The 24,908-nt window shown below is 47.6% G+C and carries 16 protein-coding genes; 5 read left to right on the top strand and 11 right to left on the bottom strand.

Annotated elements, in window-relative coordinates; translation table 11 throughout:
• The 3 genes from ACO0K2_RS16455 to ACO0K2_RS16445 all read right to left on the bottom strand — a co-directional run.
• Positions 1-6,763, bottom strand: a 6,763-nt coding sequence (locus ACO0K2_RS16455; protein WP_423020789.1) for a filamentous hemagglutinin N-terminal domain-containing protein, incomplete at its 3' end; no start/stop codon positions are given.
• Positions 6,764-7,153: 390 nt separating this feature from the next.
• Positions 7,154-7,468, bottom strand: a complete 315-nt coding sequence (locus ACO0K2_RS16450) for a luciferase family protein (RefSeq protein WP_423020787.1) — start codon at positions 7,466-7,468, stop codon at positions 7,154-7,156.
• Positions 7,469-7,579: 111 nt separating this feature from the next.
• A complete protein-coding gene (locus ACO0K2_RS16445; protein ID WP_423020785.1) occupies positions 7,580-8,350 on the bottom strand; it encodes a TonB family protein in 771 nt (256 codons plus the stop codon).
• 386 nt (positions 8,351-8,736) lie between these two features.
• On the opposite strand from ACO0K2_RS16445, the gene ACO0K2_RS16440 reads away from it, so the two are divergent.
• The 3 genes from ACO0K2_RS16440 to ACO0K2_RS16430 all read left to right on the top strand — a co-directional run bounded on the left by ACO0K2_RS16440 (position 8,737) and on the right by ACO0K2_RS16430 (position 12,514).
• A complete protein-coding gene (locus ACO0K2_RS16440) occupies positions 8,737-10,254 on the top strand; it encodes a hypothetical protein (RefSeq protein WP_423020783.1) in 1,518 nt (505 codons plus the stop codon).
• A gap of 78 nt (positions 10,255-10,332) precedes the next feature.
• Positions 10,333-11,802 (top strand): aminoacyl-histidine dipeptidase, encoded by a 1,470-nt coding sequence (locus ACO0K2_RS16435; RefSeq protein ID WP_423020781.1) that lies wholly within the window; start codon positions 10,333-10,335, stop codon positions 11,800-11,802.
• Between the two features lie 259 nt (positions 11,803-12,061).
• Positions 12,062-12,514: a hypothetical protein gene (locus tag ACO0K2_RS16430; RefSeq protein WP_423020801.1), complete on the top strand. Its 453-nt coding sequence runs from the start codon at positions 12,062-12,064 to the stop codon at positions 12,512-12,514.
• A 19-nt stretch (positions 12,515-12,533) separates the two neighbouring features.
• On the opposite strand, the gene ACO0K2_RS16425 is transcribed toward ACO0K2_RS16430, so the two are convergent.
• Positions 12,534-13,202, bottom strand: a complete 669-nt coding sequence (locus tag ACO0K2_RS16425) for a glycine zipper 2TM domain-containing protein (protein ID WP_423020779.1) — start codon at positions 13,200-13,202, stop codon at positions 12,534-12,536.
• Between the two features lie 292 nt (positions 13,203-13,494).
• Positions 13,495-14,067 carry an outer membrane beta-barrel protein gene (locus tag ACO0K2_RS16420; protein WP_423020777.1) on the bottom strand — a complete coding sequence of 191 codons (573 nt, stop codon included), beginning with the start codon at positions 14,065-14,067 and terminating at the stop codon, positions 13,495-13,497.
• A 538-nt stretch (positions 14,068-14,605) separates the two neighbouring features.
• Between ACO0K2_RS16420 and ACO0K2_RS16415 the strand changes: the two genes are divergently transcribed.
• Entirely contained in the window at positions 14,606-15,883 is a 1,278-nt protein-coding gene (locus ACO0K2_RS16415) for an MFS transporter (protein WP_423020775.1), read from the top strand.
• A gap of 72 nt (positions 15,884-15,955) precedes the next feature.
• Here ACO0K2_RS16415 and ACO0K2_RS16410 read toward each other — a convergent pair whose 3' ends face one another.
• Entirely contained in the window at positions 15,956-16,423 is a 468-nt protein-coding gene (locus tag ACO0K2_RS16410; RefSeq protein ID WP_423020773.1) for a PilZ domain-containing protein, read from the bottom strand.
• A gap of 483 nt (positions 16,424-16,906) precedes the next feature.
• Here ACO0K2_RS16410 and ACO0K2_RS16405 point away from each other — a divergent pair, with 483 nt between their 5' ends.
• Complete coding sequence (locus tag ACO0K2_RS16405) at positions 16,907-17,959, top strand: LacI family DNA-binding transcriptional regulator (RefSeq protein ID WP_423020771.1); 1,053 nt, start codon at positions 16,907-16,909, stop codon at positions 17,957-17,959.
• Between the two features lie 105 nt (positions 17,960-18,064).
• Here ACO0K2_RS16405 and ACO0K2_RS16400 read toward each other — a convergent pair whose 3' ends face one another.
• The 5 genes from ACO0K2_RS16400 to ACO0K2_RS16380 form a co-directional block, all read right to left on the bottom strand.
• Positions 18,065-20,425 carry a TonB-dependent receptor gene (locus ACO0K2_RS16400; RefSeq protein ID WP_423020769.1) on the bottom strand — a complete coding sequence of 787 codons (2,361 nt, stop codon included), beginning with the start codon at positions 20,423-20,425 and terminating at the stop codon, positions 18,065-18,067.
• A gap of 828 nt (positions 20,426-21,253) precedes the next feature.
• Positions 21,254-21,979 (bottom strand): ABC transporter ATP-binding protein, encoded by a 726-nt coding sequence (locus ACO0K2_RS16395; RefSeq protein WP_423020767.1) that lies wholly within the window; start codon positions 21,977-21,979, stop codon positions 21,254-21,256.
• Entirely contained in the window at positions 21,979-22,749 is a 771-nt protein-coding gene (locus ACO0K2_RS16390) for an ABC transporter ATP-binding protein (protein WP_423020765.1), read from the bottom strand. The genes ACO0K2_RS16395 and ACO0K2_RS16390 overlap by 1 nt, the downstream gene beginning before the upstream one ends.
• 11 nt (positions 22,750-22,760) lie before the next feature.
• Complete coding sequence (locus ACO0K2_RS16385) at positions 22,761-23,942, bottom strand: ABC transporter permease subunit (RefSeq protein ID WP_423020763.1); 1,182 nt, start codon at positions 23,940-23,942, stop codon at positions 22,761-22,763.
• Between the two features lie 11 nt (positions 23,943-23,953).
• Positions 23,954-24,883, bottom strand: coding sequence for a branched-chain amino acid ABC transporter permease (locus tag ACO0K2_RS16380; RefSeq protein WP_423020761.1), 930 nt, complete (start codon positions 24,881-24,883; stop codon positions 23,954-23,956).
• Positions 24,884-24,908: the final 25 nt, after the last annotated feature.

Below are 24,908 nucleotides of genomic sequence, written 5' to 3'. Positions count from 1 at the left end.
TATTGCTGTTGAGCGCCACGCCGTTCGTGCCTGTTAGGCTGGTGCCTGCAACGGAGACGATACTATTGTTCGTCGTCAATGTGCCGCTAGCACTGAAATTAACGCTACCGCCCGTCGTCAAATTAATCGGGGTATTGAGAGTCAGGTTGCCTGTGATGGTGGCAGAGACATTGCCATTTCCGGAAATGGCGTTGTTGATGGTCGTGTCAATAGACCGAAGAAAATTAAGACTTGCACCGTTGATGAGTGTTACTGTCCCCGTACCGAGTGTTCCCGTCAACCCACCATTTCCGATTTGAAGTGTGCCAGCGGCAATCGTCGTCGCGCCCAAATAGGAATTGTTTCCAGTCAAGACACCAACACCGCCATTACCATTCTGGATCACTCTACCGGGGCCACTGATATCACTACCAACAACGGAAACGCCTGAAGTTTCAATAAGGTTTAATGTCGACGCGGTGGATGAAAGAAGGAGTGCACTACCCGCAGCACCCAAGGATCCTCCCGTCCCTATATTGAGTGATGATCCCGAACCGATTGTCGTTATGCCGGCAAATGTATTACTTGCGCCGGTGAGTGTCATAATTCCAACGCCCGACTGCATTAAATTCCCACTACCGGTAAAAACTGAATTATTTGTAAAAGAATTGGGACGATTAAACGCCAATGTCGCTCCCGATGCAATATTGACAGTCGCAATCCCGAGCGACTCACCAGGGCTTAAAACGCCAAGCGTTCCATCACCAATCTGGACATAGCCTGCATTAATTCTTAAGTTACTTGATTGACCTGCGCTAATCGCTGACCTCATTAGCAAACTACCGCCACCATTCACATCGATCACGCTCGCATTCGTAATACTCGTTCCGTTCGTCGCTCCTGACAAAATACTGAGTGCTGAATAACTCCCGTTTAAGAGCTGTGTGCCACTGGTTGCCGGAGCTAAATTCATGACTAGACCAGCATTGTTAGCGTTCCAAAGTCCCCGAATCGTATCGGTTGCACCGCCACTGGTAGAAAAAATATTATTTCCTTGACCGACTGGGTTGCCATTAAAATTAATGGTCCCTCCGCCACCATTGCCGGTAAAATTAAAGTTAGTATTCACCCAAAATCCGTTACCTATCGAACTCAGTGAAAAAGTCGAAGCGTTGTTGACGTTGACATTCGCAGGACCAATCGCAAGGTAATTGGCGTTAGGATTGAGTTGTAACGTGGATCCCCCCTGAACAGTGTACGCATTCGACACTATCGTATTGGCAGGCGTTGTGAACACCCACGAATCAAGTATCAAAGACCCACCAGCCGTCATTGTGAGGTTACTTGCATTGATCGCCCCGTCATAGGTGCTGTTTGCGGTCTGGGAAAACGTCACATTGGATTTGTTGTAGGTGGCAGAACCAATTATGCCTGAGCCAGTTATTCCACCATTACCTGTTGCCGTCACGTTAATTGATGAACCTGCTGCCTGTGCAATGATGGGAGCGGCATTGCTCACAGACGGACCAGATCCTAACGTGCGTCCAAGAATACTGATGGTACTTGGAGTCGACCATGTATCAGTCACTGATGCAGTTGAAGTCATCGTGACACCACTGCCCGTGTTGTTGCCTAAAATCTGCGTGCTGCTACCATTAAGCGTGATATTGCCACCGCTGGATATCAGTGACGTCGACAGGTTGATTCCAGCAAAGTTGCCGGCACTGGTCGCACCGCTAATATTAATATTTCCGCTCGCTGTGACACCTGAACCAATGAGACTTACACCATGGAATGCAGAAGTACTGCGGGTTGCCGCAGTACCGTTGGTGATCATGCCTGTCGTCGCATTAATCGAGCCGTTCGTATTATCAATACTCACGTTTTTACCGCTGATACCACCGGATTGCTGATAAATACTACTGCCGTTTGTCGACTGTAGCGTAACGTTATTGGTACCCGCCGCGATGTTGGCACCAAGAAAAATCGCCCCTCCAGCCCCTGCTGAGGAACCACCCATGGAACTCCCTTGGATGGCAACGATGCTATTGGCACTGGTATCGGTAATCGCTGCGTTTATCTCAACGCCATTACCCGTATTGCTAGTGCTATTATTGGTGTTATTGCCGATGATAGAAAGCGCGCCATTGTTACTCAATGCATTCGCGATGAAAACACCTTGTGTTGAAACTCCAGCAGAATTACCCGCTACGGATAGGTAGCCGCCTGAAGTGATTCCTTCTTGTATTTTGACGCCGGATCCATTAATCGAATTCCCAAATAGATTAACACCAGAAGTCGCGGTTATCCCTGTTCCGATCAAGGTCAGACCAGCACCCTCTGTCATTGAAAGGGGAGTTATCCTATTGGGAGCCGCAATAACACCGCCGGATATGGACCCACCCGTATTATCGATGCTGACATAATTACCAGCAATGGTGCCTGCAGTTTGGGTAATCTGACCACCATTGGTCGATTGAATCACTACGTTATTAGCACTCACCGTTGAACCTACGTTTGCACCGACCGTTACTGCGTAAGCTGCACTCGAAATTAGGCTAGATATTCCAGTGATCGTCATCGTACTATTGGCTAGGCTATCGGTGACTGGCTGCGAAATAAGTACGCCATTCGTGACCGAGCTCACCAACGAAGAGCCGACGATATTGACCGCAGGACCAGTACTATTGAGCGCGCTATTCAACAATACACCGCTTACACCTGAAGATCCCGAACTCGTTATCCCAGCGAGATTCACGTTACCCGCAGCGGAAATGCTGCCGCCATTTAGCGCGATACCTGACACCACACCCAAACTTCCTGTCCCACTTCCAATCGTTATTGCACCGGTAGTTGGATTAATGGAACCATCGGTATTGTCGATACTAACATTGCCACCCTTTATCGACGTCACGGTAACTGGAGCCGTATCAGTGAGCGTAATGCCGCCTCTATTCGTCTCAATAAATACGTTACCCGTTGATGAAAGCAATAGCGAGGTTATTGTCGACTTGCCCGCAATGGCAATGGCCGTCTGATCAACCGAACTACCCGTAGGTACAGCAGAGCTATTAACAAACGTCGAGCCACCTCCACCAGCTGCACTAAATATTGTTGCATTCGTGATGTAACTTAAAATACCAAGTCCACTTGGCCCAACGACCGCAGTTCCATTGTTCGTGGCGGATGCGGCGGCTGCCCAGTAACTTGTCAGCACATTCGCATTTGTCGCCGGACTGACTTGTCCACTTAATATCCGTGCCGCAATCGGAGCTGCACTTACTGCATAGGCGCTACCAGAAGCAGTAGAGTTGTAGGCCACTTCGACCATGTAGACGGTATAGGTACCATTTGTTTCAAGACGATTTACGGCATATACGTAGTTATTGGTCGTCCAGTTAACGATATCCGTACGCGCAACGTTCGCTGTCGCCGTTGACGCATTTGTACCGTTTGCGTTCTTAATGATCGTTCCATTATTAGCGAGTGTGAAGAAAGACAAAGGATTAACACCACTGTATAAACCAGTAACGCCGGGACTGAATGCCGTACTCGCTGGCGCAGTTCCAATGATAGCGCCATTGGTTAAGACACCATTATTACCATTACCTGAACCAATATTTCCATTGATGTTAATTGACGCGCCAGATAATAGCGTGCTCGCTGATGCGGACCCAATCTGCACGGCATTGCCTGTACCACTCGTCCCAGCAGCAGTTTGTCCAAAAATATGAATATTGCCTGACGCAATGACACCGGAGCCCGTCAACGCGATGCCTGAGGTAAACGATGCTGATCCTATTGCACTGCCGGGAGTAATCGCACCCGTTAAGCTATTGATTACTCCCCCAGAATTATCAATACTAATATTGCCACCAACTAACGTGCCTGCAGTTTGACTAATTTGTCCAAAATAAGCGCCATTTGAGTGGATAAAAAGATTATTGGTGCCGACATTGATATTGGCACCAATCGAAATACTCGGCGAGGTGGGAGAATATGATGTACCAATCAGCGACGTGTTGCCCCAACCAGATATCGGCGAAACAGTCGTGATCCCTGCGTTTCCTGACGAGCTACCCGTGATAGACAATGCACCAGATGCACCAGTCAATGCACTCGCAATCACTACCCCGTTACCGCCGTTACCAGCCGACGTATTGCCAACGATATTCAACGTACTATTTGTGCCAGCGGTTAATCCTCCGCCAATGTAGACACCATAAATGTCCCCATATACAGACACATTAGACATTTGTGTTCCATTGATGGCGAGGGAACTATTGGCACTCTCATTGACTGCTCCCAACAAATTAATCGCACGATAGGTACCACTAAATCCAGATAGCGATACATCCCCTGTCGTCGTCAATGTGGATCCTGCACTGAGTGACAGGCCAGTCGTTCCAAATGTGTCATGACCTACACCAATTAAATTCGAATTGCCAATGAGTGCGAGCTTAGTGCCAATTACCGCACTCACCGTACTGTTTGCACCAATTGAAAGGCCGGCACAACTAGGTCCGCAACTCATACTCGTCGCTGGAATGACACCTGTCACGGTGCTAGTCAAGTTTCTACTATTAAGATTTGTTGTCGTCAGACCACCGTTTAAAACGACACCGTTCACTAAGGATGTACCGCTGATTGTTATTTGATCAGAAGTGATCAATGGTGTTCCGCTCACGCCGATAAGCTGTACGCCAAAAGTCCCGCTACCCGAGCCACCCAAGCCAGTCAAATTAACGATACCACCGTTGGTAGAAATGGATCCTGCTTGCGTTATAGCACTGATCGGAGTCCCCCACAAACTGGTGATAGGAGTACCGGTATTATTCAGTGTGATCCCACCATACATATCAGCATTCGCACCACTTGCGTTCATCGACACATTAATCGAGGTCGGATTATTCGCATAGGTCGTTCCATTGGCGAAAGTGCCCGACGCCGAGATCGGCGCGTAAATACTGATGCCGTTATTTGCCGTTAAAGTTAGCGTTGGTGCCGCAGAGGCTGCCCAACTTACGCCACTCGCAGCGGTGACAGAGATCGGGCTGGCAACTAAAATATTACCGGAGGATTGACTTCCGGTACCAGTCATAGTCACTTGGCCTGCGGTTGGACTCGTCGAGACACTCGCATTCGTTGTACCAACTGCACCTGTTGAAATGGTGACGCTCGTGCCATTCCCTAACGCCGAGGCAATCTGATTAGCAGCAACAACCGAGTCACCTGCGATATACGGTGTTGATGAACTCGTTGCGAGAATCTCGACATTGTTTGGATCAAGCAACCACGTTTTACCACGGACAACTGCACTATCGCTTTTAAGAAATGCTCCTGATGTTTCCACCAATCCGCCAGCAGCGGAAAGATTCGCTCCACTCACATCAGACGTTGCAGCAAGAACGCCCGTTGCGACATCGCGTCCAATGACTATTTCTCCATTATGAGCAACAGTGCCTGCATCATTCGCTTCAATACGACCGTGCACATGAATATCGCCGTTATCCGCAACAACGGTAACCTGACCACCGGCATTACCTGCTTGATCCGCGCTGGCGTTAATCGATGTTTTTTCCCCCAAGGTAATCGATGGCAATGTCGATTGCGTTGACTCAGTTAAATTTGTCGAATGAACATTGGCTTGAAAGGAGACACTTCCTCCGCTGGCTCCGGAAGCATCAAAAGTTGACGTATCGCTTGCATTGATCTGCTGGGCTTCAATGCGAATAGAACCACCCTGCCCGCTCACGTTGCTGACATCAACATTACTGTCGCCACTGAAATCAATTTTTGCGGAAGCCTGTAAAACAATACGTCCATTGACGAGATGCGCACCCGTCGCACTGAGGGTGCCTGAATTGTGAATCTCGCCCGAGATCAATTGGTTGATCGCTTGTGCACTCAAGATAATCAAACCACCTGGTGCTAATACGGCACGGCTATTATTGACTAGGCTTTGGATGGTAGACGGCGTTACGGTTAACCCGATGAAATGATGTCCCTCAAATTGAAGCGTGATTGCCTCACCTGAAGCCAGCGCGACTGTACCTTGCTTGGCGAGGATAATGCCATCATTACGTACCTCTGGTGCAAGCAGTGCTGCATAACCGGCAATAGCTGTAGTGATGTTTCCTTCATTGACCACAGCACCAGTTGCACCACTGCGCTGAAAAAAATTCTGACCTGCCAAAAAATCCGCATCACTCAACTGGTGAGTTGTCGCAACAAGTCCACCTACATTGATCTGGGACGTTCGACCAAACAAGATGCCGTTGGCATTGATAATAAATACCTGTCCTGGTGCATTGATTTTTCCGAAGATCTGGCTTACATCTGCGCTCTGAATACGATTAAGTGTGACTGCCTTGCTACTCGACTGATTGAAGTTAACCGTAGCGGCACTACCCACATTAAAACTACGCCAGTTGATGATGGCATTGTCGCTACTTTGATTGATGTTCAGTTGCGCAGAATTCGGTGTATTCGATCGTGACAACGTAATATTGCCGGCAACGATATTAGCCCCATCAGGAAGTGCTGTCGGTGCAATTGATGGGAGAGATGACATGCTGACAGCTGCTTTGACAGGAGTGCCAGCAATCCCCGCTATTGCACCAGCCATGGCATTTACTTGATATAAAGTGAGCAGGCTTACAAAGACAAAAGCTACGCTTTGAGAAACACTACCTGTTCGCTTCCCTTTCGCGGTAGTCGTCTCCGCAACAGCAACAAAAGTGCCAGTTCTCTCACTCCAAATGGTCCGATAAATACAATTCATTGCAACACCTAACCAAAGTGGTGAACGACGTTACCGTCATATGAACTCAAAAAGTCATCCAATAAAAATGAATACGTAACGTCTCATCATATAAATAAAAGAGGCATACTTTATCTCGTCGCAGCACCACAGTTTTGAACAAATAGAGTCACGCCGCGAACCATTGTTCGAGCGACTTATCGCCAAATATGCGAGCGCTACGTTGAAAAAAGCAAACAAAATTTATTTATTCACAATATCTCTTTTCGCGTGTGCAGAGCATCGCTATGATTAGCGATAGAGGCCGTCGACCCCATGGGCTGTCGAGGTGATTTACTTTAAGCGAGGAGTAATAAAATCGAAAAATCTGAGGAATGAGAAGGCGTGCTTAACCTGTACGATCCCATTCAATCAAGACAACGACATCGCTATTTTTATGAGCGTAACAACGCGTTCAATATCATCTTGGTGAAAGAAACGAATTTCTATCCAAGGCGAATTCGTTGTTCGCTTGGGGTGAAATAAAGAATGTGGAGAGTGTTGCAGACCCTGCGTCTGTATCACTTTTTTGCTTAGTTTTAAGTCCAGTTCATGATCACTATGAAAATGACCAATCGATTTATTGCGGCAAAAAAGTTCCACTCCCCCCGCAACAACTGACGGCCTTATTTCTAACTGATCAATCGTCGCGATGGCATTTAACAGAGTTTGTTTTAAATCATCCATATCGGCGACTTTCTATCAAATGCATCACTGCAACAATAAGTCCCACTTCCCGATTCAATATGTACAGCGCATGAGAGAAAAGCAGCACCATTTCTCACGTCGTCGCCTCGGCTACTTTTTAAGAAACCGGATCGACTCCGCACTAGCGATACGACGACCGCTTCTTTCTGCCGGGGCGAATGTGCATGACGAAGCGATACGTACAGCTTCCGCATCAAGTGTCTCGCTGTCGCTACTCCATTGCACTTTCGATTCGAGTACTTTACCCGTCTCTGACACAGAAACACCAACAACGATACCCAGACCGCGATCCTTCGAATCGGCAACTTTAAGCACATCCGACGCGAGACAGCTTTGGCTAATAACCTCTCCAGGAATAAAGTTGCGAGTTTCAAAATGCCATTTGTAGCGAACGAGTCTTGAGCTTGGAATCCAGTTTCCAGCCGGAAGAACCTGGCAGCCAATAATCGCTTGCATGATCGTCATATCAAGTAGCTTCCAGCCGCTACTTCTGAGTAATTCAAACGAATCGATCTTGCCGGCGTTATCGATGTTTAATTTTAATAATGTATCGCCATGTAGACCAAATCGCAAAGCAGCATCGGGATAGTTTGGTACCGAACACGTCTTTTTTATGTCGAATTTGATGTTATTGACTTTAGGAACATCATTACCGATAACATTCGTCGATTCCGTCTCAGCAACAGCGGAAGCGCCTGTAGCGGTGGATGTCGTCGATGAAGTTATGATCTCCTGCGCCCTAACGATGTTCATTAACATGAAGAAAACGACGAATGTGAAGGCTACCCCGCAAGCGAGACGTGAAAGTGATCGCTTGAAGTAGTGGAGAGGGAAGGAGCTCTGCTGCAAATGAAAGGTCATGATGCGTCTTCTTACATTAAATGTTCGTTATGAGAAACAATAAAAATCACTGCGATCAAGTCTGATATCAAGTTGAGTCAGATGGGAGAGATTATAATCATTTCAAAATAACAAATTAACATTTTTTTAATATCAACATCCCGTCAACAAACATCATTTCTCGGTTGTTCGTCACACGTTTGTCATATGCGCGTTACGCGCTCGAATGACGCTCGATATAAGGGCGCCTTTCGAGCTCAAATAAGGTGTGTGACGCCATTTACTGGCACAATAACGAACGTTTTTCACAAGAACATGTCTTCTTGCGATACCCTTAACACAAGTAGAGTCGAAATACGCTGGACCATCACTCAGAGAATCATTCGGAAATCATTCAAAAAATCACTATGTTAAAAACTAAATTATCACTCTTGAGTCTTGCACTCGCTCCCGTATTTGCGCTCGCACAGTCTGTCCAGATGGACGCTGGCACGAACAAGGCACCATTGAGTAATGTGCAGGAAACAATGCCTTCGATGATCAAATTTAGCCTCGAGTCAGTCAAAATGCCTAGCGATGAGAAGATGGGTCTCTTGGGCGGTAATTACTTGATGGAAGTCAGTCCTGACGTCTTCGTGGGTCCAGGCGTCTATGGTTCAGTCAGTGGTAAGCGTGGCGGTCTTTTCGTTGGCGGTATTGAAGCGACATGGCGCAAACCAGTAGCAGCCTCTCTCACACTGGAGCCTGGCATATTTGTTGGCGGCGGCGGTGGCGGTAGTGCTGGCGTCGGTGGAGGGTTGATGGTCCGGCCGCACGTTGATTTGATGTGGCACACCAAAGGGTCGGCATTTGGTTTATCTGTTGCTGAAGTGCGCTTCCCCAATGGACATATCAGCAGCAATCAAGTCGGCTTGGTCGCTAGTTTTGACGAAGACTTCACCTTTACCCAACCTGGGCTTGGGGGCAATTCGCTCTTGAGTACACAGCGCGGCGGCCTTGGCTTTGACCGTATCATGCTCAATGTCGGTAGCTACAAGGCACGCGCTGGTGCCATCAAGCTTGACGGCACCGTGCCCGGCAATATCGGTTATACCGGGTTCCGCGCTGATCAGTTCCTCAATGAAAACGTCTTCTGGGGATTGGAAGCTGGTGCCTTCGCGCACGGCGGATCCGATGGCTATGCTGAAGTGCTCGGCGCCATGGGCGTTGAATATCCGGTCATGTCAGACAAACTGAAGGTCGGCGCTGTTGCAGCACTCGGTACCGGTGGTGGCGGAAAAATTGATGTCGGTGGTGGAGCGCTGGTGAAGGGTGGCTTGTACGCCCATTGGCAGGTAACGAAACAGATTTTTGTTGGCTTAGAGGCTGGCATGGCTGATTCGCCGAACGGCAATTTCAAAACACGTTATGAGCTGGTCCAAGTCGGCTTGCAACTCGATAGCGCTAATCGTTCTTCCTCAGGTAGCGATATTCGCTCAATCCATGATGCGGAGTGGGCGCTGGATGGGGCAGATTATCTGAAAGCCGCACGCAAGCTAAGCGCACCACAAAGCTTGCAAACCATCGGTTTCGTCATGAACCGAGATATCTCCGATGCAGTGTACTTGTCAGGACAAGCTCACAGCGCGCTCAAAGGAAACGCAGGTGGTTTTTCGATTGGTCTGGTGGGTGTCGGACTGCGCTCTCCTCAAATCACACAGGGTGTTTCGTTTGGTATCGAGGGATTGGTGGGCGCAGCGGGTGGTGGCGGCGTTGATAGCCAAGGTGGCGCTGTCGTACAGGCTATTCCCTATGCGAACGTCGCACTGAGCAAGCACTTAGCATTGCGTGTTGGCGTCGGGCGGATTCATTCACTCAAAGGGGAATTCAACTCGACGGTAGCCAACGTTGCGTTGGCCATCCCTTTCGGATTACCTGGGCGCTGATTCTCACTATGATAAACTTGCGGGTTCAGCTTCAGACATGGTTTGTCTTGCTTTACCGAATGTGAGTTTTTTAAAAAAATGACAACAACTACCGAAATTAGCCAGCTTTTCCCACGCCCTTTGTGGCAATGGTTTGAACAAATTTGCGCCATTCCTCATCCTTCGGGCCATGAGGCCGCACTCAGTGCGTTTATTCAACAATGGGCAAAGGAACGCAACTTGCCCGTTGTTGTTGATCATGTTGGCAATCTGATTTTGCGCAAACCAGCAACACCGGGCATGGAGAATCGGAAAACCGTCGTCATCCAAGCCCATTTGGACATGGTTCCGCAAAAAAATGCGGACAAAGTCCACGACTTTGCCACCGATCCGATCCAACCGTGGATTGATGGCGACTGGGTCAAAGCAACTGGCACCACGCTGGGATCCGATAACGGAATTGGTATGGCGTCTGCACTCGCGATTCTCGGCGCAGACGATATCCAACATGGCCCATTGGAAGTCTTACTGACCGTCGATGAAGAGGCAGGAATGACGGGAGCTTTTGGCTTACAAGCCGGTATGCTCAATGCCGACATCCTCATCAATACAGATTCGGAACAAGAAGGTGAAATCTACATGGGTTGCGCCGGTGGTGTTGATGCTGAAATGGTCTTACCCCTGGCATGGCAAGCTGCCAACCAGCAACACAAGACCATCACATTAAGCATCGCTGGCCTTAAAGGTGGTCACTCTGGCGTGAATATCCATCTTGGTCGCGGCAACGCGAATAAGCTCCTCGCGCGCTTCCTCGCAGGCCACGCCGCCGAATTGCAACTTACACTGAGCGACTTCAAAGGCGGCTCTCTGCGAAACGCCATCCCGCGTGAGGCACAATGCACGTTCACGATTCCAGCAGAGCAAGTTGAGTTATTGAATCAACGGGTCAATCAATATCAAGGCATTCTGCAAGCAGAACTCGCCGCCACTGAGCCCGCACTCAGATTGAGCATCAACGAGGCGGTCAGTGCTTCACAGGTCATGACAAGCGGCGCGCAAAAACAACTCATCCATTTACTCAACGCCTGTCCCAATGGCGTCATTCGCATGAGTGATGACATCGTTGGCGTGACAGAAAGCTCATTGAATGTCGGTGTGGTGACGACCAGACCAGAGAGCGTGAGTGTGTTGTGCCTCATTCGCTCATTGATCGACAGTGGTCGCGAGCAAATTGAAAGCACGCTGCAATCATTAAGCGATCTAGCAGGCGCTCAACTGACGCTCTCTGGTTGCTACCCAGGATGGAAACCAGATACCAGCTCTCCTGTCATGGCAATCGTCAAGGCCACCTATGAGAGCATCTATCACAAAGCACCCGAAATCATGGTGATTCATGCGGGTCTGGAATGTGGTCTCTTTAAGAAACACTATCCTCACTTGGATATGGTGTCGATTGGTCCTACAATTCGATTCCCCCATGGTCCAGATGAAATGGTCAATATCACCACCGTGGGTCAATACTGGACTCTCTTACTGGCCGTGTTAGCCCGTATTCCAGAAAAAGCATAACTCTGCTTTGTACTCATCCGGCACGTCACTCATATATCTGATCAACGTGCCGGATTTTTAACTACAACAATAGCGCTGCCAATTCATGGCAGGACTCGCCCTTTCAACGCATCGACAGTGTACGATGTAGGCTGTTTATCTCTCACCAAGGCTTGTTTTGCAGCATTCACCACCACGTAATAACGATGTCGCCCCAGACGTTTCCTCCAGCGACAATGACAATCACCTCGACGCATCCTCACCGCCTGAGCATGAAGCAATTCATGAACCTCGGCTCTGGAAAGACAAAGGCTGGACCGCCCGCGTCATCAAAAATGATGACGATGAAGGATGGGCGGTCGCGATGTTCAAAGAGGGAGAGCCAGAACCAGCACTGGTCGGGCCTTGGACGATGGGACGGGACAAAAAAAATCCCAAGCCCTTGGACGTCAATGCATTTAATACGTTGATTAAAACCGCGTCTGAAGTCATACGTCGGCACGAACAACAATTACATGCACAATTAAATAAAAGTTTGATGGTCAGTACAGATGACGCCGACTACAAAATTTTACTGAAGATCATCCCTGACGAGGACGATCCCTACGCGTATCTGATTGCGGAAGATGCCGCCGGGGAACAGATCGCGCAGGTCAAAGTTAGTCCACATTACAAACTCAATCGCAACAATGCGCTCACGTGGATAGAGAACGCATTTCGACGACCTGAATAACGGGAAAATACCTGAAAGCCTAATCCACTACAACACTGCCGTGGCTGACGCGGACACGATCACCTTCATGATAGGCAGGTTGTGTTGACGAGCTGAATGTCTTGTAATGGCCATTGTCCAATTTCACTTTGACTTCATACACTGTCGTTGTGTGCGTGCGCTTCTCTACGGTATTGCCCGCGAAGCCACCACCAACTGCACCTGCCACCGTCGCCAAGGTACGACCGTTACCATTGCCAACCTGATTTCCAAGCACGCCGCCCAGCACGGCACCTGCAACAGCACCAAGGCCACTGCCATGCGCCTCTTCTTGCTCAATAGCACGAATAGACTCAACGACACCACAAGTCTGGCAAATTTTAGCGGCTTGACGTTCAGAAGTAGGAGACGATGGCGTGATCGTCGGTGCTGTATTCTGCGCCATCGTCGTCACGCCATTCGCTCCACCGTTAGCCACAGCTTGCTGCTGAGGTGACGCATTGGTGGTCATCGGCATACTGGCTGGAATCGCCATTGCGCCGGTCATACTAGCGGATGAGGCAGCGACTGCCTCTGTCTTCGCAGCACTTTGAGAACTAGGTAACAAGCCAGTCATTGCAGCAACGCCAACGAGGCTCGCAACAATAACAGAAACGGCTGCGCCCGCAACAAGGGGATGAATACGCTTACTCTCTTGGTTATCGGACATGATGTGGATCCTTTGAAATCTAAAAAACGGCATTGTGATCGATACGACGCTCGAATGATGTGTCGATGGGGGGCTGATAATGTTTCAGTCGTTACTACTTGTAACACACTTTCAACATCTCGCCCAAAAACACTTCATCTACATCGTTAACGCTTCAGCACAACATGCCGATTACAGACCAATAAAAAAAAGCCGGTATGTTTTGTCATGAACAAAAAATACCGGCAAGTCTTTCAGGGGAGGTGGTACTACGAATCGAATAACTTGAAGAACAAGTCATTCAGAAAGAATGTCAGAAATTGTATTTCAGGCCAACGGAGATATTGTTCACGGCTTCTTTTTCACCGTCATATTTCACCTTACGTGTCTCGATTTCTCCGCGCAGGGCGAGCTGGCTCGTCAGCTTATAATCGAGACCTACACCAAACACGGGTGCAGTGGAACTCTGACTATCGCTACCGCTCACATTTTGTGCAACAAAGTTATTCTCTACTTTGACACGTGTCAGACCGGCTTTCGCGAAGCCGCTCAGCTTATCGGTAAATGCCTGATTGTAGATACCAGCCAATTCAAAACCAGTACCCTTCAAACTAGCCGACGTTTGTGTACCAGCGACGTTGCCGCTCGCGTTGATTGTGCCCAAGGAATAGTAACTTCCTTCAACAGAAAATTTGTCATTGATGTTGTAGCCACTGAATAATTTATACGTGCTGGTATTGGTGTCACAGCTACTTAATCCAGAGCAGTTATCACTCCATTGCGCTTTACCGAGCGTACCACCAACATAAACTTGGGCAGAAGCAGCGGCACTCAGCATCAAACCAGCTGTTGCAAGCAAAGCGATCACTAATTTATTTTTCAACATGGTTTCTTCCTTTTCTCAATGTGTATTCAAAACAGACTACACATGACTTGTGTAGCGCAACTCCATCGGAAGGACCTCTTGGCCATAGTGCACATCATTGCGATGACACTGTGATGAGAGGCTTATTCCTGAAGTGCAGACACAGTCTCGCAGCCGGAAGCTCCCTTGCCCATTAAAATCAAAGAAGTGCCAGAAACTGGAACAAAAAGAATAGTTTTACGATACTTTTTTAGAAAAATGAACTATTTCGTACCGATTAACAGGCTGTGATGCTGTCAATCAATCATAATGGCAGGTGACAATAACACCGCTTTTCACGGTCATCTTGCAGGAAATAGATCCACCGATTATTTACGATGATGTCGATATCTCAAGGAGACTCCGCGGTACAATCCATCTCTCCGTTCGTCAACATCAGCCCCTATAGGCTTACTAGGTCACTGTGCCACTGCCCCACTCTTGGCAACGCACAGACCGTTGGTGTGTGATTTGCAGTAGCGGATCATGTTTGCAGATGCACACGCCTCACTGTCGCTTTATGAAAAATAAAAAATTTAACCCTCAATTGAATTCGTACCTCATTTACGTTGGGGTGGCGATCGCTTCTGGCGGCGTGGCACTCTATACGCCGCTGATCGTCTCTGAGACAGGAAAACACTTTTCTGGCTTCTGGGCCGCATCCATTTTGTTTGGACTCAATCTCGGACGCGTCGTGGACTCTTACCTAGGAAGCCAGTTTCCAAAAGCCGCCAATCATCCTATGGCTGTATCAGGTAATATTTTGCTCGAGGGTGTCGCCCTGTACTGTATGGCGTTTCTAGACCATGCTTGGGCGCTGGCGGCTTTTGCTTTATTGGCGGGATTAGGCAGTGGCCTCTCTTTTCCTGGGCTCAAAAACTATCTCTTAAAGCTCCGAGAACTTGATCAGTCTTCGTTATTTAGCCGCTTAGCATTTGCCATTCGGATGGGCTTAGTCGGGGGATACTTGATGGCAAGCTGGGTACCAGAAGAGAGTTTGAAGCTGGTTTTTTTGATCGTACTCATTACTTTTATCGCCTACGCATTGTTTATGTGGGTGGCGATGCGCGCCATTACAGATAATGAATCGGCGTATCTGGCGCAACAGCAACGGCAGTATCCGGCATCAGAAAACAGTCATATACCGTCAAGCAAAATCATCCAACCTGAATCCCACGCAAGGTCAAGCCAGCAGGGCTTACCAGGTTTATTCTATTTGTCGAACGCGCTCTTCTGGTGTTTCGCCGTACAGCCCATGATTAGTTTTAGTTTGCATATTCCGAAATACACGCCGAGCGTTCCCGTTTCAACACCCTTCTGGATTGCTGCGCTGGTCATTATCTTTTTCCAGATTCCCATTTCAAAACGCGCAGTACGAACAGATCATCATTTCCGTTTTCTACAAATTGGCTACCTGTGCTTGTTTCTCAGTTTTATTATCATGATTTTTTTCGGAAACGCTGGCGCTGCAGTGATTGCCTCCGCCGTGCTCCTATCATTTGGCCAAGTATTCTATGGACCCTCACTCGACGTATTGACAGCGCGGTTTGCTGAAAAAGTCAACGCCGATACCGGTCAACTCATGTCCAAGCAAATGATTTATCAAAGTATGGGAAACATGATTGGTAGCTTGGCCGGTGGCGTTTTATTCGACCTAGCCCAAAGCTTGCACAGCCCAGCACTCAACTGGATTCTCTTGGCGGCAGGAAGTTTTGCGATGGTGTTAGTCAGCAAAAACAAGATCCCGATGATGTATCGACATGCTGAAACATTGAATCCAAACCACATCAGCACATAATGGCAGCGATAGAGGTCCATCAGGAGGATGCGTTCTTCAACGACGTATCCTCCACCACGTAACATCGTTGATTTAGGATAGTGTTACGGCATCGACCGGCGTGAGCGCACATCGAAAATAATGCAAATCCCTCGATTTCATGCGGTCAATCAAAAGACCCACCGTATCTCGGTCAATTTCCTGAAAAGAAAACCCCGAACGGATATGCATACCACTCTCCGGTGCAGACCACACATGCGTTAATTGGATTAACGGTAAATCCATGTGAACCTCATCCTCGTCCAACATACGCAATTGATACCGGGAATGCGTGATTTTTTCTTCAAAGGAAGTTAATACTTGCATCCCGCTCTCACTCATATCAACGACAAGGGCTGAGACAGAATGTTCATCTTCATCTCGGTTAAATACCCAGACAGGTATAAAGCCCTGCTCTTTGGACAAACGAAAAAACTGTACGCGGTGAAAGTTGCGATTTTCTGGTTGAGTCATAGTCAGTCGAAGTAAGTAGTTATCTGAAAAACGATCAGATGTCGTCATGAGACCTCCACAAGCATTCCTACGGTACGGTGGAGGTCAATCATGAGCGAAACCAAACGATAATTTTTTTTTATGACTCCATTGTGACGAGCGACGTAACTTATTCACAATTACAACAAATCACACCTTCATTGCTCTCCAAGCAAAATGCCAAATGATTTAGATAATTGACGTTGCCATCGTGATTTGCATGTCGAGCTTAAGATCGTTTTGTTCTGCCAACCCTCTTTTTCCACCATACATCTCATGCAACAACGGATGAAAATCATCATTTTAAAGTTATAAAAGAAGCAATGTTTGACGTCAATTTTCCGATCAGTTTTCCTAATTCAAAGGGAATTAAAGTCAGACGAGAAAGCTTTCGATACTAACGGCAAATTTTGAGGATTTTCAGCTTACAATCTCATTCATTGTATTGCTTGTGGGTTTGCACCTACAACCTTGAACACAGTGGAACCATTCGGGAAACAAAAGGGGATTTGATTGAATCGCAAAGCCGCACCAACAGACTCAACAGCCGATCAGCGCCGGCTTCAGATGGCAGACATCGCACGTTTAGCGGGCGTATCCACATCGACTGTTTCTCGTGCCTTAAGCGGCAGCAAGCTCGTCAATGAAGAAACGCGAAATAGAATCGCCGATCTGGCACGTTCGCTCAATTACACGATCAATATTGGCGCTCAAAATTTACGATTAAAACAAAACCGTACTGTTGCTGTGGTTGTTCCTTATGACACAACAACTCGCCAGCATCTGTCTGATCCCTTTTTCCTCTCCATTTTGGGTAGCTTGGCAGACGCATTAACTGACCGTGGTTTTGATATGTTGTTATCACGGGTTGACTCTGAACAATTAGACTCCATCTCCCTCCCCTTTGATACGGGTCGCGCTATCGGCGTCATCTTGATTGGTCAATGGCGACATCACGATCAGCTCAATAAAATTACGGCGCGCGGTGTGCCAATCGTTGTCTGGGGGGCGCAATTAGAACGTCAAATGTACGTGACGATTGGTAGTGATAACGTGACGGGCGGTTTTCTCGCGACAGAACATTTGATCAACAACGGCAGAAAAAAAATCGCTTTCTTTGGGGACGTGAAGTTACCTGAAGTAGCAAGCCGTTTTGCAGGATACCGTCAAGCACTCTCCGCGCATCAACTTCCGTTTGATGAGCAATTAGTCGTGCCAGCGTCTTTTTTAGAAAATGGCGGTCAAATTGCAATGGCAGAATTGGCAGCCAGAAACGTGACTTATGATGGAATCTTCTGCTGTAGCGATTTACTCGCGATGAGTGCCATCAATATTTTGCGCGACCAAAACAAGCAAGTCCCAGAAGATGTCGCCGTCGTTGGCTATGATGACATTGAATTAGCGCGTTATTTCCACCCTCCATTAACCACGATCCGCCAGCCTATTCAAACGGCGGGGTCGGCGTTAGTTGACTCCCTGTTGCACATCATTGATCAGAAAACGGTCACACCACAGCTTTTACCCACCGAGCTCATCGTCCGCGCCAGTTCCAGCACCAATCAATAAAAAAAACCGCCCAACATCAACAATGTGGGCGGACTATCAATTGGAGGAGTGTTTCAACTACTTCCAGCTGATCGCTGCTGCCAGCGATCAGCTGCATTCCTTTTTTTAGAAGGAATATTTCAGAGCGATTTTCGCTGTACGTCCGTTAATCGAACGTGCACCTTGGCCGTTATCGTATTCAGTCCAGCCAACTTTATTAAACAAATTATTTGCGCTCAACGACACCATTGCACGGTCACTGATCTGGTAAGTGGCAAACGCATTGATTGTGTAATAGCTTGGCAAAATAATCGTATTAGCGTTGTCACCGAACGATTTATCCGTACCAATCAAACTACCGCCCAACGTGAAGTTACCCAGTTGATAGGAAGGAACAACTTGGTAAATGTACTTCGCCAAACGCAATGGTTGATTGCCAACAATGCTCGCATCCAGCGCGCCGACGATGGAAGCGTCGGTGTAGGTAAAGCTACCACTGATATTGAAATTACCGATACGGTAAGCACTTTCAATCTCCACACCTTTTGCGCTGTATGTATTTTGTGTCAGCTGACGTGTCGTTAAATCGTAGTTACCTTCTGCTGTATCTGCTTTAAACAGAGTCACAAAAGTACTGAAGCCAGATTGACGCCATTTCACACCAATTTCCGTTTGCTTTACTGTATTGATAGGAATTGGTTGTGTACCATTGAAAGGTCCACCCATGCGCTCAACCACATTGAACGATGCGCCATCGCTGTAACGTGCAAACACAGCCAAGTTGTCGTTCAGTTTGTAGTTGCCACCCAGAGAATAAGAATTATTGTCTCTGTTGTAGCTCACTGGGGTGTCAGGCAACGCTGGGAATGTGCCTGGTGTGTAAGTAGTGCTCTGCACGGAACTTGTTTGGGAACCAGTCACTTTTTGCATGTCGCGACGGAATCCAGCTTCCAGATTCAATGGTCCTTTTTCATAGCTGATATCCAAATACGGAGAACTCATATCGTATTGAATATCGCGCGTTTGATTACCCCACCATGTAGATTGTGGCAACAAGCCGCTTGCGTCGGTTTGCTTTCCACTGTTATTCAAACCGCTTAAGAGTACTGGCTGATTACCCGTCGCGGATATCAAATAATGTGGCAGATTTTGTGTCACACCGATACGTTGATTATCGATATCCCAGCCGACCAAAGTCGTTACTTTACCGCTTTCGGCAAGATTGAATGTTTTCGATAATTTGATCGCGTTGACGGTACTGTCAAGGCTGTCAAAGGACGCATTAAATGCAGAAACTTCCAACACACCACCGGTATATGCCTGACCTTTGTTCGGACCGCTTGCGTAAGTTGTTCCTGCCAACGCCTTGAAGACCGGACCGGTTGGATAGCCGGATTCGAAACTACCACTCTTGCGAGATTGACGGAAACTTTCGTCCAACGTCCAACCATCACCGAGTTTGAAAGATCCTTGCAAACCAATGGCATCTTCTTTTACCGTCAAACCAGTATTGAGGTTGGCCAGCGTGCCGTTGCCAGAGCTATTCAAGCCAACGATTTTGCTCCAGTAAGGAGAATAGTAAGACGCCTTCAATGGATCATAGCCAGCCGCTGCACCGATTGTTGCAGGGTTTGCTTTTGTTGGATTAGCGTTGCTCAGTGTAAATGGCACTGGCATGTTCAATGGCGACTGATCGTCAAGATGTTTGACGCTTAAACGAATAAAGCTTCCATCATTAAAATCATGGGTAATATTCGCCTTGATTTGTCCGCCTTTTTCAATCGGTACGCCACCGCTTCGTGTGCCGTCACCGTCACGCCAGTAACCGCCGATATAAGCACGTGTTTGCGGTGAGAGATGGACGCCATAGTCAAAATCAAGGCGTGTTTCATCAAAACCCAATCCACGTGTCAAACCAACGCTACCACCTTCTTCTTTTCCTGTTTTGGAAATAAAGTTGATGATACCGCCTGGAGAGTTGCTACCCAATACGGACGCCGCACCACCACGAACTGCTTCAATATGATCCAGAGAGTTATCCAGTTTCACGAACATATCTGGCGTCACGAAGGCGTAGTCGCCATTCTGCAATACTGGCAAACCGTCTTCTTGGAAACCAACATAACGTGAACCACCAGCAGAAATAGGAATACCGCGTACTGTCACGTTGGTATTACCTTCACCTGCGGAAGCTTCGGAGTGCACGCCAGGGATGGAGCGCAAAGCATCAGCCGAACTTGTTGGTGCAGATAATTGCAATTGATCTGGATCGAGCGTACTGATCGAAACACTTGAACGGATTTTGCTCACGCCAAGTGGGGTACCAGTCACAATAACTTGATCCAAGTTCAAGGAATTGGATTCTGTTGCCGCTGCCGCGACCGGCGCAGTTTGAGCTGCCTCTTGCGCGTGTGCTGCAGCCATTTGCAGCATAGCCAGAGAAACAGCGGACGCTAAGTAGGTCACTTTCATTTTACGTCTGTTCATTTTCGTCCCCATATTTTTTAATTTGGCACGCGCACAAATCATATCGATTTCTACGCTTGATCACTTCTCTCACAGCACTTGAAATTTCTTTGCAAACGTTTGCAATCGAAAAAAAGAAGCTGAATCGAATTATCTTCCTCGCTGAAATTTTATGCAACCATGCGCTGCAACATAAGAACAACTACATATATTTGATCAAAAATACGGCTTACTTTTGGTGCGGTGAAAATAAAAAAACAAATCAAAAGCATCTATAAATTATTGTTTTTAAACATTTATTTTTTTACTTAATTCAATCTAGATAAAAATAGATACAAAACATAAAAGTTTCTTAAAGTTAAATTTGTGTAGCGCAACGAACACAAAAACTTTCTTAAATTAGGGAAGTTTTTGCGGTGCAATATAAATCTCAATGAAATCGATTGCAATAAATTGCAATAAGCGGAGAGGAGAGAACATGAGAGAAGGGGATACCTTTCAATGAGGCGCACTACTGCTTCGCTACCGCTTTCATGCACGCGATCACGACACGCGATAAATGGGCTCACAGGAGACCATCTACTCTCAACAGAGAGCGCTCTCCGCGAATCTCCGATACCTGCCAATATCAAATCCACGCTCGATGAGAAAAGCAACAACCAGCGCAGTAATCATTTTCGTCTGCAAAGACAAGGCAGCACCCCTACCCTTCGCCCGTTTAATGAGAAGGAAAAGCGCATACCAATGGACTGTAATCAAAAGGGAGGCACAGCGAATGCAAAAAGGAAAAATAAAAAGAAAAAGCCAGTCAATGACTGACTGGCTTTGGGATAACGAACAGAAAATATCTTAGGCTTCGCCGAGATACGCTGCTTGCACTTTCGGATCGTCGAGCATGTCTTTGGCATTTCCACTCATGGTGATCAGACCGGAATCCATCACATAACCACGATGGGCAGCCTGTAATGCCAACTTCGCATTTTGCTCCACCAACAAAATCGTCACGCCTTGTGCAGACACATTGCGGACAACCTCGAAGATTTTTTCAACCATAATTGGCGACAAACCCATCGATGGCTCGTCGAGCAACAACAGATTAGGATGGCTCATCAGCGCACGTGCCATGGCCAGCATTTGCTGCTCACCACCAGACAAAGTACCCGCTAACTGTGCTGCACGTTCCTTCAAACGCGGGAACACAGCAAACCATTTTTCGATATCGTCATTGATGCCTGCCGTATCGTTTCTCGTATAAGCACCCATCATCAGATTTTCTTGAATCGTCATGCGGGTGAATACACCACGACCTTCTGGCACCATGGCTAAATGGCTTGTCACCAGCTCAAAGGACTTTTTACCACGGATGGATTCGCCGAGATAAAAAATATCGCCTTCGACTTTACAGCTCGGCAGCGTGCCAGTAATTGCTTTGAGGGTCGTTGTCTTACCAGCACCATTGGCGCCGATCAGCGTGATCAACTCACCTTTATTGACTTCGAGATCAATGCCCTTAACAGCTTTGATACCACCATATGCAACCTTCAGGTTGCTAACTTTCAATACGTTCTCAGCCATTAGTGAGCACCTCCCAAATACGCTTCAATTACCGCCGGATTTTTCTGGATATCCGCAGGGACGCCCTCTGCAATCGGCTTGCCATACTCAAGAACGGTAATACGATCACATAAACCCATCATCAGTTTGACGTCATGCTCAATCAACAGCACTGTCTTGCCTTCATTTTTGATCTTGACCAACAACTCGCGCAACGCCAGTTTTTCTGTCGCATTCATACCCGCTGCAGGCTCATCAAGGGCCAACAGTTTAGGTTCCGTTGCCAGTGCACGGGCAATTTCTAGACGACGTTGATCGCCATAAGAAAGAAACTTAGACGTACGGTCAGCGAACTGCCCAATGCCGACAAAATCAAGCAATTCTTGGGCGCGCTTGCGTGTTTCCGCCTCTTCCTTACGCGCTTCAGCGTGACGGAAAATCGCGCCAAATACGCCTTGACGAGTACGGATGTGACGACCAACCATCACATTTTCTAACGCCGTCATCTCGCCAAACAAACGGATATTCTGGAATGTACGAGCAATACCAGAGATCGCCACTTCGTGAGGGGCCGATGGAGAATAAGGCTTACCATCCAGCTCAAAGGTACCTGTATCTGGCTGATACAAACCAGTAATCACATTAAAGAACGTTGTTTTACCAGCACCATTGGGACCGATCAAACCGTAGATTTGTCCCTTTTTGATGTCAATACCAACATTGGAAAGTGCTTGTAAGCCGCCGAAACGCTTATTTACACCTTCGATTTTTAACATTGTCTCTTGTGTCATCTTGATCTTCCTTAAGCTGCCGCTTCGTTCGTTTTAGCGATTCTGTCTTCGTGCTTCGGCGCTGGCCACAGACCGGCAGGACGATTCAACATCACAACCACCATCGTCAGACCGTATAACAACTGACGAAGAACTTCAGCTTCGATCCAGATTTTGCCAAACAGCAGCATTTGCACTGGCTCAACAACGTGACGCAACACTTCTGGCAATGCCGCCAGCAAAATTGCACCAAGAATGACGCCTGGAATATGGCCAATACCACCCAATACCACCATCGCCAGAACAACGATCGATTCCATCAATGAGAAAGACTCTGGGGAAACGAAACCTTGGAACGAGGCAAACATCGCACCGGAAACACCACCAAAAGACGCACCCATAGAGAACGCGAGCAATTTGATGTTACGTGTGTTGAGACCCATCGCTTTTGCTGCAATTTCGTCTTCACGAATCGCCACCCAAGCACGTCCCAAGCGAGAGTCTTGCAAACGCAGAGAAACAAAGACAATCGCAATACACAATGCCAAGAACAAGAAGTAATAAGCATTCACTGACGGCATTGTAAAACTACCAAAGTTCACCACACCACCCTCACCTGCCAGCGAAACACCGAACACGTGAATAGGATCAATCATGTTGATACCTTGTGGACCGTTCGTGAAATTGATTGGCGAGTTCATGTTGTTCATGAAAATACGTACAATTTCACCAAAACCCAGCGTCACGATGGCGAGGTAGTCACCACGTAATTTCAAGGTCGGTGCGCCCAGCAATGCACCAGCAGCACCAGCAATGACGGCAGCAAACGGAACGATCACCCAAACAGACAAGTGAATACCATTTTTAGTAATTTCTGGCCCGCAGACAGCAATTAAAAAATTACCGACAGCAGGATAGTTATCAATAAACGACTCTAAAATCGTTGCAAACTGCTGAGATCCGAAAATCGCCGCCAAATAAGCGCCTGTTGCATAAAACGCGATATAACCCAAATCGAGCAAACCAGCAAAACCGACTACGATATTGAGACCCAGCGCGAGCATGATATACAGCAACGCGAAGTCGATAATACGAACCCAAGAGTTACCAAAGTTCGCCGCAATGAATGGGAACAGCAGCAAAACAACCGCTAACAAGCCAAAGCTAACGTACGCTTTTTTTGGATTTGCTTTTACATCAAATATAGTTGACATTGATCTTCCCCTTAAGCACGATCAGCAACACGTTCACCCATAATGCCGGATGGACGCAATGTCAGAACAATAATCAAAACAACGAAGGCAAAAATATCCTGATACTGGCTACCTAAAATGCCGCCAGTGAGATCACCGATATAACCTGCACCTAAACTTTCAATCAGACCGAGAAGAATCCCGCCGACCATCGCGCCGTAGATATTACCGATACCACCTAATACCGCCGCAGAGAAAGCTTTCAGACCTGGAACAAAACCCATCGCAAATTGCGCAGAAGAGTAGTTCGCTGTCCACATGACGCCAGCAATCGCTGCCAACGCAGCACCGATCGCAAATGTCGCTACAATCACTTTGTTGGAATCAACACCCATGAGACCTGCAACGCGTGGATTTTCTGCTGTAGCACGCATGGCACGGCCCATTTTGGTTTTCTCAACCAACAGCACCAGACCAATCATCGCAATCGTTGCCAAGACAAGCAACAAGATTTGAATTTGTGAAATCACTGCGCCGCCAATTTGCACTGGAACTGTTGGCATAATCGGTGGGAACGACACTGGGCTACGACCCCAGATCATCATAGCGAAGGTCTGCACCAAAATGGACACACCAATCGCTGTAATCAACGGTGCCAAACGAGGCGCGTTACGCAAACGACGGTACGCGATACGCTCAATCAATACGTTGACGGCGATACAAACTGGAATCGCGCCGATGATAGCGATCAACAGCATTGCAATACCAGGCAAGCCTGGTGCGACAACCTGAAGCAATTTGAGGATACTCAGACCGGCCATTGCACCGACCATGAGCACATCGCCGTGAGCGAAGTTAATCAGATTCAGAACACCATACACCATGGTGTAACCGAGGGCGACCAATGCATACATACTACCTAATACAAGGCCATTAATAATTTGTTGGATAAGGGTATCCATATTTGCATCTCTCTTTATGAACGAA

The sequence above is a fragment of the Undibacterium sp. MH2W genome, from assembly GCF_049340215.1.
GTDB lineage: Bacteria > Pseudomonadota > Gammaproteobacteria > Burkholderiales > Burkholderiaceae_D > Undibacterium.
The sequence above is the reverse complement of the archived record's forward strand: the minus strand, read 5'-3'. Positions and strand labels throughout refer to the sequence as shown.